The organism is Staphylococcus sp. EG-SA-2 (assembly GCF_017152085.1).
In genome coordinates, this window is record NZ_JACYHC010001304.1 from 1 (window position 1) to 9261 (window position 9261).

General features: G+C 31.0%; 8 protein-coding genes and 1 pseudogene. 5 read left to right on the forward strand and 4 right to left on the reverse strand.

The window, feature by feature from the left end; genetic code table 11:
- From IDG60_RS20935 to IDG60_RS20950, 4 genes and pseudogenes are all read right to left on the reverse strand, one after another.
- A pseudogene (locus tag IDG60_RS20935) lies at positions 1-278 on the reverse strand (ABC transporter permease); the annotation flags it as partial.
- Positions 275-1441, reverse strand: a complete 1167-nt coding sequence (locus IDG60_RS20940) for an ABC transporter permease (protein ID WP_206161148.1) — start codon at positions 1439-1441, stop codon at positions 275-277. The gene IDG60_RS20940 and the pseudogene IDG60_RS20935, both read right to left, overlap by 4 nt.
- Positions 1442-1508: 67 nt before the next feature.
- Positions 1509-3032: a DUF6583 family protein gene (locus IDG60_RS20945; RefSeq protein WP_000038527.1), complete on the reverse strand. Its 1524-nt coding sequence runs from the start codon at positions 3030-3032 to the stop codon at positions 1509-1511.
- Between the two features lie 330 nt (positions 3033-3362).
- Complete coding sequence (locus IDG60_RS20950; RefSeq protein WP_206161149.1) at positions 3363-4256, reverse strand: CHAP domain-containing protein; 894 nt, start codon at positions 4254-4256, stop codon at positions 3363-3365.
- Between the two features lie 247 nt (positions 4257-4503).
- On the opposite strand from IDG60_RS20950, the gene esxA reads away from it, so the two are divergent.
- From esxA to IDG60_RS20975, 5 genes are all read left to right on the forward strand, one after another.
- Positions 4504-4797 (forward strand): WXG100 family type VII secretion effector EsxA, encoded by a 294-nt coding sequence (gene esxA / locus IDG60_RS20955; protein WP_001240826.1) that lies wholly within the window; start codon positions 4504-4506, stop codon positions 4795-4797.
- An 82-nt stretch (positions 4798-4879) separates the two neighbouring features.
- Positions 4880-7909: a type VII secretion protein EsaA gene (esaA, locus tag IDG60_RS20960; RefSeq protein WP_206161150.1), complete on the forward strand. Its 3030-nt coding sequence runs from the start codon at positions 4880-4882 to the stop codon at positions 7907-7909.
- Positions 7909-8367, forward strand: coding sequence for a type VII secretion protein EssA (gene essA / locus IDG60_RS20965; protein WP_000928938.1), 459 nt, complete (start codon positions 7909-7911; stop codon positions 8365-8367). The genes esaA and essA overlap by 1 nt, the downstream gene beginning before the upstream one ends.
- Positions 8339-8581: a type VII secretion protein EsaB gene (gene esaB / locus IDG60_RS20970; protein WP_001071606.1), complete on the forward strand. Its 243-nt coding sequence runs from the start codon at positions 8339-8341 to the stop codon at positions 8579-8581. The genes essA and esaB overlap by 29 nt, the downstream gene beginning before the upstream one ends.
- Positions 8582-8593: 12 nt before the next feature.
- Positions 8594-9261 (forward strand): type VII secretion protein EssB/YukC (locus IDG60_RS20975; RefSeq protein WP_274611460.1); only part of this gene is annotated, 668 nt, incomplete at its 3' end.

The window sequence follows — 9261 nt, forward strand, 5'->3', positions numbered from 1 at the left end:
CTTAAAATAGCTTCCTTTTTAGTAACATCATCTTCAATATAGCTTTCATCTTCATCGACTTTTTTAATAGTTACATAGTCAGATTGTTTAATTTTATTGACGAATGATTTTGATGCAGTGGTTTGGTCTAAATCTTGAATGGTAATCGGTATTTTGAAGTTGTCATGTGCTACACGGTAACCGATACCAATAAGTACGAGTGCGATGACAATGGTTGTTACGAGCAAGATGTATTGTAACCATTGCTTGAACAAAACAAGTTGTATATAAGGCTTCATTGACGATACCTCCAAACCAATACAGCTAAATTAATTATCAAAAGTGCGATGAAGCTAAGATAGAAACTAGGGTGCAGTTCTAAAATGTAGTTGTTTAAAATAATTTCTAACAATTGATTTGTTACAACTGCGAACGGTTGAATATTGAAAACGCCATTTGCTATATGTTGTAAAAAAATCGTAGGTATTGTTAAACCAGATAACACCAGGATGACAATAGCTAATATGACTTTACTAATACTATTCAACAAGCCTGTTGTTAAAAGTTCGATGAGTAATAACCACAGTATTAAAAAGGTAACATAATAGCTTAAATGAATGGCTAACGTTGGCCAATTATATAATTCAAAGGTATTCGGAATACTGAACACAATCCAAACTACACCAACGATACTCCATAACATAGTATAAAACCATGTAATCAACACACGAATGATTAATAAACGCTCTTTAGAAAAATGAAACATTTTCAATCGCGCTTTCAATACAGTATCTTGATTCATTTTCAAAACTGTAAATAAAGATAGTGCAAAGATGAATACCGTTGTTAAAAAACCTGTAATTGCATAATAACTGCCCGTATCGTATAAATGAATCGGTTCTAAGTTAAATGCACCTGAACGGTTTAATCCTGTAATCAGCAAATCAGTCATAACATTGATACTGTCAGAATGTGATGCTTTCGGTGCTAAGTCTTGAAAAGCTAAGATGCCACCCATTGATCGCATAAGACGTTGGTAAACAGAATCTGTTAGCTGAGATAGCACGACACTTTTCATGGATTGTTGATCATATGTATATACTGAAATTGGTAGTTCGCCTTGTTTATAAAATGCCTTGGTCATACCTTTATCAAAAACAAAATAGCCTTGAAGTTTATGTTTTTTTAACAAAGTATGTGCTTGCTTATCATCATATGCTTTAATGCTTACATTTTTTCCTAGGTTACTCCCTTTACCAATAGAGTTTAAGATTAATTTCGTTTCACTTGATTGATCTTTATCTACGACACCTATATTAAAATGATTGTCATCTTCTGTTACATGTTGGATCGTCGTTAATGTAATAAGGAGTGCCGCTAAGATAAATAGTAAATAGATAATCAAATACCACTTTTTCAATAAAAAAGAGTGGTAGATGCGAAACAAATGTATTGTTTTCATTTAACCACTCCTCCAATGATAAGATTGAAAGGCAAGATGACCTTTCAATCTTATTTTTATATTTTAGTTATTTAGATGCCTTTTTTAAAATTGATTCAAACATTTTGCCGCCATTTTTTTCGATTTCTTTTTCAAGTTTTTCACGGTCTTTTGAAGATAGACTATTGAAATCTTTCGCACCACTATCATCAAAATCAATATCTGCTTTCAATTTTGTGCTAGATTTTAAAATGAAATTAATTGGTTCTTCAGCATATTTGATGCCGATATTTAACGTAGATTTCTGAGTGTTATTTTTTACGTCAGAATCTATATTATTTTCAAAAGTGAATTCATTTTCGTCGCTATATTTATCTAATGCGACAGTGATTTTACCTTTATCTTGACGTTTTGTGCCATCTACTTTTTCTTGGTTATCTAATTTGATTTTTGATTCATCATATTCTGTCTTTTTACCAAATTCGTATTTATCGCTGTATTTATTGTCTTTTTCCTTAGAAGATACGCCTTTAATTGTATATTTCGCTTCAGCATACGTGTATTTATCTTGATCGAAATCAAGTGCGTAATCTAGTTTTAACTTATCGTCTTCTAAAGTATTAGTACCTTTGATTTTAGTTTTATTATTTTCTTTGTCTGTAATAGTAATTTCTCGTTTTACAATCGTATGTTTTTCGGTATAAATTTTAGATTGAATTTTAGCAAATTCATCCTTTTTAGTTTCTTTGACATCGTCAATTGCTTTTTTGATGTCCTTATCATAGTCTTTTGTAGCACCTTGTTCTTCCATTAATTTTTTAAGGTCTTTATCCTTTTTAGCTTCTTCTAATACAGCTAATGTAATTTTTTTAGTGTCAGCTCTGCTAAGTGTTAACGTGACAGGTCTAACTTTGTACTTTTCACCATTAACCTTAATTTCTTCTTTTTTACCTTTATCAAAATTATCGTCATCTAATTTGTCGACAATAAGTTCGGAATATTTTTCGGCAATTTTGCTGTAGTCACTTTGTTGTGCTTGAGCATTACTAAAAAGAGTATTTAAATTTAGTTGTTGGTTTGTAATACCATTTTCTTTTGCTGTTTCTTCATCTTCACCTGTAAGTTTTGAATACGTTGATAATAAATCAGAATTATTAACACTATATTTCCCTTTAAATAATGGTGATTCGAAATAATGCTTATCTTTATCTGCAGCTAACTGGAATTTCCCTAATGCAGAGTCTGCGATTGTTGGTTCAAGATTAATCATTGATTTCTCTTTTTTAGGATCATGTCCATATGACATTTTAATTTTCGAAGCATTAACAACAGATTTAGGAATACCAAGCCCCTTAACAATTTCATCTGATGCATCTGCGCTTAATTCTAATGAAGATAAAAACGAATTATCTTTCATCTTTTCTTGGAACTTCACTTCATTTTCAAAACGGTCATTAAAATAATCTTTATACATTTTTGCAGTTTGTTGTTCGCTTTTTAAGTATGTATTTTTCGGTGTGTTTGCAAAAAATGCATAAACTCCCCATGCGATTCCACCTATTAATAATAAGACAATAATAATAGGAATTATAATTTTTAACTTTTTAGACATTTTGCTTCCTCCCAATTATTTATGAGTTAATCATATCAGAACAATACATTTTATTAAATGGTTTATTTTAAATTTTGTTTAAATTAATAGAATTTTAGTTATAATAATGTTTAATAAGTTATTGAAAATCTAATAAACTACAAAAAATAGTTTGATTACATAATGATTCTTGAAAAATGTCGGTTAACTTTAAGGTGACAAGTTATTGCAATTTTGAAGGTAAACATCATATTTAATAATCGAATAACATACAAAATAAAGCGACCAATTTTGCAGTGTTACGAATTGTAAACTGCGAACTGGTCGCTTTTTATTGATGTCATGATTAATTTAATGGATGTAATTATATGATGAAACTTCTGAAGCAGAGATGGTTCTTGATGAAACGATATATTCACCAATCCAGTTCATTTCTGAAATTAGAATACTTCCATCAATATTAACTTTTTCAACGTAGGCTACATGACCAAATGGACCATTTACTGTTTGTAAAATTGATCCTCGTGTTGGGTGTCTATCTACTTTGAAGCCATTGCTTGAAGCTTGGCCTGCCCAGTTTTTAGCATCTCCCCAAAATGTACTAATCGTGTGTCCATCTTTGGCACGTTTATCAAAGACATACCATGTACATTGTCCAGCAGTATATAAGTTGTTCTTACTTGTGATAAGAGGCTGATCAATGATTTTACCGTTACCTAATGCTAAAGGTTTACCGTCAGCAGTCTTTGCTTTGTCATTAAATTCGGCGATTTGTAATTCGTCATACAATTCGTCTAAATCGATGCCTGTAATAAGCCCTTTGTTATCTTTTGAAAAAGCGTTATTTAATTCATCGTCATTGTCTTCGACATTCGGTATTGCTGGTGTCAAAGGATTGCTTGGTGACGTTTGAGGCGGTGTGTGTGAATCAATTGCGTCATTAATGTGCGTATACTGACCACTTAATGAAGAATGGTACTGATTGTTGTTAAAATCACGTTGATTTGCGTGTTGATGATTGTCGTTTGTACGTGACTGGTTTTGATGATTGTTGTTTGGCGTGTTGTTTTTGTCATATGTATAAGTATACGCGCCGGTGTCTTTATTCACTTTGAACTGTGCGTTTGGGTGTGCTTTCTTTGCTTCTTCTAATGTTTTGCTATCATTCGTATATGCTTGAGCCGAGTTAGGCGACATACTAAATAAAGTAAGAGTTGTCATCGTCAGTAAAATTGTTTTCTTCATAATAACCATTTAATCCTTTATGTATTTAATTTAATTTTAGTATACACATTTATATTACAAAAATGAATGGTTAATTAAAAATATATGGGTATATTCAATATATTTATTTAAAAAAAGCTAAAAATACTTAAAAAACTATATACATATACTAATAATTTATATATTATTTGAGTAAGGAGCACTTTTTCAAAAAATAGTGTCCCTAAAAAGTTTTGATAAACTTAAAATATTCAGGAGGTTTCTAGTTATGGCAATGATTAAGATGAGTCCAGAGGAAATCAGAGCAAAATCGCAATCTTACGGGCAAGGTTCAGACCAAATCCGTCAAATTTTATCTGATTTAACACGTGCACAAGGTGAAATTGCAGCGAACTGGGAAGGTCAAGCTTTCAGCCGTTTCGAAGAGCAATTCCAACAACTTAGTCCTAAAGTAGAAAAATTTGCACAATTATTAGAAGAAATTAAACAACAATTGAATAGCACTGCTGATGCCGTTCAAGAACAAGACCAACAACTTTCTAATAATTTCGGTTTGCAATAAGCATTCTGAAATTGGCAAAGTCACATTTTCTAATGTGGCTTTGCTTATCATTTTTTAAGAAAACAACTGAAAGGAAATAAGCATGAAAAAGAAAAATTGGATTTATGCATTAATTGTCACTTTAATTATTATAATTGCCATAGTTAGTATGATATTTTTTGTTCAAACAAAATATGGAGATCAATCAGAAAAAGGATCCCAAAGTGTAAGTAATAAAAATAATAAAATACATATCGCAATTGTTAACGAGGATCAACCAACGACATATAATGGTAAAAAAGTTGAGCTGGGTCAAGCATTTATTAAAAGGTTAGCAAATGAGAAAAACTATAAATTTGAAACAGTAACAAGAAACGTTGCTGAGTCTGGTTTGAAAAATGGTGGATACCAAGTCATGATTGTTATCCCAGAAAACTTTTCAAAATTGGCAATGCAATTAGACGCTAAAACACCATCGAAAATATCGCTACAGTATAAAACAGCTGTAGGACAAAAAGAAGAAGTAGCTAAAAACACAGAAAAAGTTGTAAGTAATGTACTTAACGACTTTAACAAAAACTTAGTCGAAATTTATTTAACAAGCATCATTGATAATTTACATAATGCACAAAAAAATGTTGGCGCTATTATGACGCGTGAACATGGTGTGAATAGTAAATTCTCGAATTACTTATTAAATCCAATTAACGACTTCCCGGAATTATTTACAGATACGCTTGTAAATTCAATTTCTGCAAACAAAGACATTACAAAATGGTTCCAAACATACAATAAATCATTATTGAGTGCGAATTCAGATACGTTCAGGGTGAACACAGATTATAATGTTTCGACTTTAATTGAAAAACAAAATTCATTATTTGACGAGCACAATACAGCGATGGATAAAATGTTACAAGATTATAAATCGCAAAAAGATAGTGTGGAACTTGATAACTATATCAATGCATTAAAACAGATGGACAGCCAAATTGATCAACAATCAAGTATGCAAGATACAGGTAAAGAAGAATATAAACAAACTGTTAAAGAAAACTTAGATAAATTAAGAGAAATCATTCAATCACAAGAGTCACCATTTTCAAAAGGTATGATTGAAGACTATCGTAAGCAATTAACAGAATCGCTGCAAGATGAGCTTGCAAATAACAAAGACTTACAAGATGCGCTAAATAGCATTAAAATGAACAATGCTCAATTCGCTGAAAACTTAGAGAAACAACTTCATGATGATATTGTCAAAGAACCTGATACAGATACAACATTTATCTATAACATGTCTAAACAAGACTTTATAGCTGCAGGTTTAAATGAGGATGAAGCTAATAAATACGAAGCAATTGTCAAAGAAGCAAAACGTTATAAAAACGAATATAATTTGAAAAAACCGTTAGCAGAACACATTAATTTAACAGATTACGATAACCAAGTTGCGCAAGACACAAGTAGTTTGATTAATGATGGTGTCAAAGTGCAACGTACTGAAACGATTAAAAGTAATGATATTAATCAATTAACTGTTGCAACAGATCCTCATTTTAACTTTGAAGGCGACATTAAAATTAATGGTAAAAAATATGACATTAAGGATCAAAGTGTTCAACTCGATACATCTAACAAGGAATATAAAGTTGAAGTCAATGGCGTTGCTAAATTGAAAAAGGATGCTGAGAAAGATTTCTTAAAAGATAAAACAATGCATTTACAATTGTTATTTGGACAAGCAAATCGTCAAGATGAACCAAATGATAAGAAAACAACGAGTGTTGTGGATGTAACATTGAATCATAACCTTGATGGTCGCTTATCGAAAGATGCATTAAGCCAGCAATTGAGTGCATTATCTAGGTTTGATGCGCATTATAAAATGTACACAGATACAAAAGGCAGAGAAGATAAACCATTCGACAACAAACGTTTAATTGATATGATGGTTGACCAAGTTATCAATGACATGGAAAGTTTCAAAGACGATAAAGTAGCTGTGTTACATCAAATTGATTCAATGGAAGAAAACTCAGACAAACTGATTGATGACATTTTAAATAACAAAAAGAATACAACAAAAAATAAAGAAGATATTTCTAAGCTGATTGATCAGTTAGAAAACGTTAAAAAGACTTTTGCTGAAGAACCACAAGAACCAAAAATTGACAAAGGCAAAAATGATGAATTCAACACAATGTCTTCTAACTTAGATAAAGAAATTAGCAGAATTTCTGAAAAGAGCACGCAATTGCTATCTGATACACAAGAATCAAAAACAATTGCAGATTCAGTTAGTGGACAATTAAATCAATTAGATAATAATGTGAATAAACTACATGCGACAGGTCGAGCATTAGGCGTAAGAGCGAATGATTTGAACCGTCAAATGGCTAAAAACGATAAAGATAATGAGTTATTCGCTAAAGAGTTTAAAAAAGTATTACAAAATTCTAAAGATGGCGACAGACAAAACCAAGCATTAAAAGCATTTATGAGTAATCCGGTTCAAAAGAAAAACTTAGAAAATGTTTTAGCTAATAATGGTAATACAGAGGTGATTTCACCGACATTATTCGTATTATTGATGTATTTACTATCAATGATTACAGCATATATTTTCTATAGTTATGAACGTGCCAAAGGTCAAATGAATTTCATTAAAGATGATTATAGTAGTAAAAACCATCTTTGGAATAATGTCATTACGTCAGGTGTTATTGGTACAACTGGTTTGGTAGAAGGATTAATTGTCGGTTTAATTGCAATGAATAAGTTCCATGTATTAGCTGGCTATAGAGCGAAATTCATCTTAATGGTGATTTTAACTATGATGGTCTTTGTACTTATTAATACGTATTTACTAAGACAGGTAAAATCTATCGGTATGTTCTTAATGATTGCTGCATTGGGTCTATACTTTGTAGCTATGAATAATTTGAAAGCGGCTGGACAAGGTGTGACTAATAAAATTTCACCATTGTCTTATATCGATAACATGTTCTTCAATTATTTAAATGCAGAGCATCCTATAGGCTTGGCACTAGTAATATTAACAGTACTTGTGATTATTGGTTTTGTACTGAACATGTTTATAAAACACTTTAAGAAAGAGAGATTAATCTAATGTTGATGAATAGCGTGATTGCTTTAACTTTTTTAACAGCATCTAGCAATAATGGCGGACTTAATATTGATGTGCAACAAGAAGAGGAAAAGCGAATCAATAATGATTTAAATCAATATGATACAACGCTATTTAATAAAGATAGTAAAGAAGTCAACGACGCGATTGCTAAGCAGAAAAAAGAACGACAACAACAAATAAAAAATGATATGTTTCAAAATCAAGCGAGTCACTCGACTCGCTTGAATGAAACTAAAAAAGTGTTATTTTCCAAATCTAACTTAGAAAAGACTTCGGAGAGTGATAAAAGCCCCTATATTCAAAACAAGCAGGAGAAAAAAATATTCCCGTACATTTTGATGTCTGTAGGGGCTTTTTTGACTTTAGGATTTGTCATTTTTTCAATTCATAAAGGGAGACGAACGAAAAATGAATCAGCACGTAAAAGTAACATTTGATTTTACTAATTATAATTACGGCACATATGACTTAGCAGTACCAGCATATTTACCGATAAAAAATTTAATAGCTTTAGTATTGGATAGTTTGGACATTTCAATATTTGATGTCAATACACAAATTAAAGTGATGACGAAAGGTCAATTACTTGTTGAAAATGATCGACTCATTGATTATCAAATCGCTGATGGAGATATTTTGAAGTTACTATAGGAGGAAAAATAGATGGTTAAAAATCATAACCCTAAAAATGAAATGCAAGATATGTTAACGCCTTTAGATGCTGAAGAAGCAGCTAAAACAAAATTACGCTTAGATATGAGAGAGATTCCTAAGTCTTCAATTAAACCAGAACATTTTCATTTAATGTACTTATTAGAACAACATTCTCCATATTTTATAGATGCTGAATTAACTGAACTACGTGACAGTTTCCAAATACATTATGACATTAATGACAATCATACACCTTTTGATAATATTAAATCATTTACTAAAAATGAAAAATTACGATACTTACTCAATATCAAAAATTTAGAAGAAGTAAATCGTACACGTTACACATTTGTTTTGGCACCAGATGAGTTATTTTTCACAAGAGATGGATTACCAATTGCTAAAACAAGAGGTTTACAAAATGTTGTTGATCCATTACCGGTGTCAGAAGCTGAATTTTTAACAAGATATAAAGCACTGGTTATCTGTGCATTCAATGAGAAACAATCATTTGATGCTTTAGTTGAAGGAAACTTAGAACTACATAAAGGAACGCCATTTGAAACTAAAGTTATTGAAGCGGCAACGTTAGATTTACTAACGGCATTTTTAGATGAACAGTATCAGAAACAAGAACAAGATTATAGTCAAAATTATGCATATGTACGCAAAGTAGG

Coding starts and splice junctions, on each gene's coding strand:
- IDG60_RS20940 (WP_206161148.1), bottom strand. CDS start 1,441: ATGAAAACAATACATTTGTTTCGCATCTACCACTCTTTTTTATTGAAA.
- esaB (WP_001071606.1), top strand. CDS start 8,339: ATGAATCAGCACGTAAAAGTAACATTTGATTTTACTAATTATAATTAC.
- IDG60_RS20950 (WP_206161149.1), bottom strand. CDS start 4,256: ATGAAGAAAACAATTTTACTGACGATGACAACTCTTACTTTATTTAGT.
- esxA (WP_001240826.1), top strand. CDS start 4,504: ATGGCAATGATTAAGATGAGTCCAGAGGAAATCAGAGCAAAATCGCAA.
- IDG60_RS20945 (WP_000038527.1), bottom strand. CDS start 3,032: ATGTCTAAAAAGTTAAAAATTATAATTCCTATTATTATTGTCTTATTA.
- esaA (WP_206161150.1), top strand. CDS start 4,880: ATGAAAAAGAAAAATTGGATTTATGCATTAATTGTCACTTTAATTATT.
- essA (WP_000928938.1), top strand. CDS start 7,909: ATGTTGATGAATAGCGTGATTGCTTTAACTTTTTTAACAGCATCTAGC.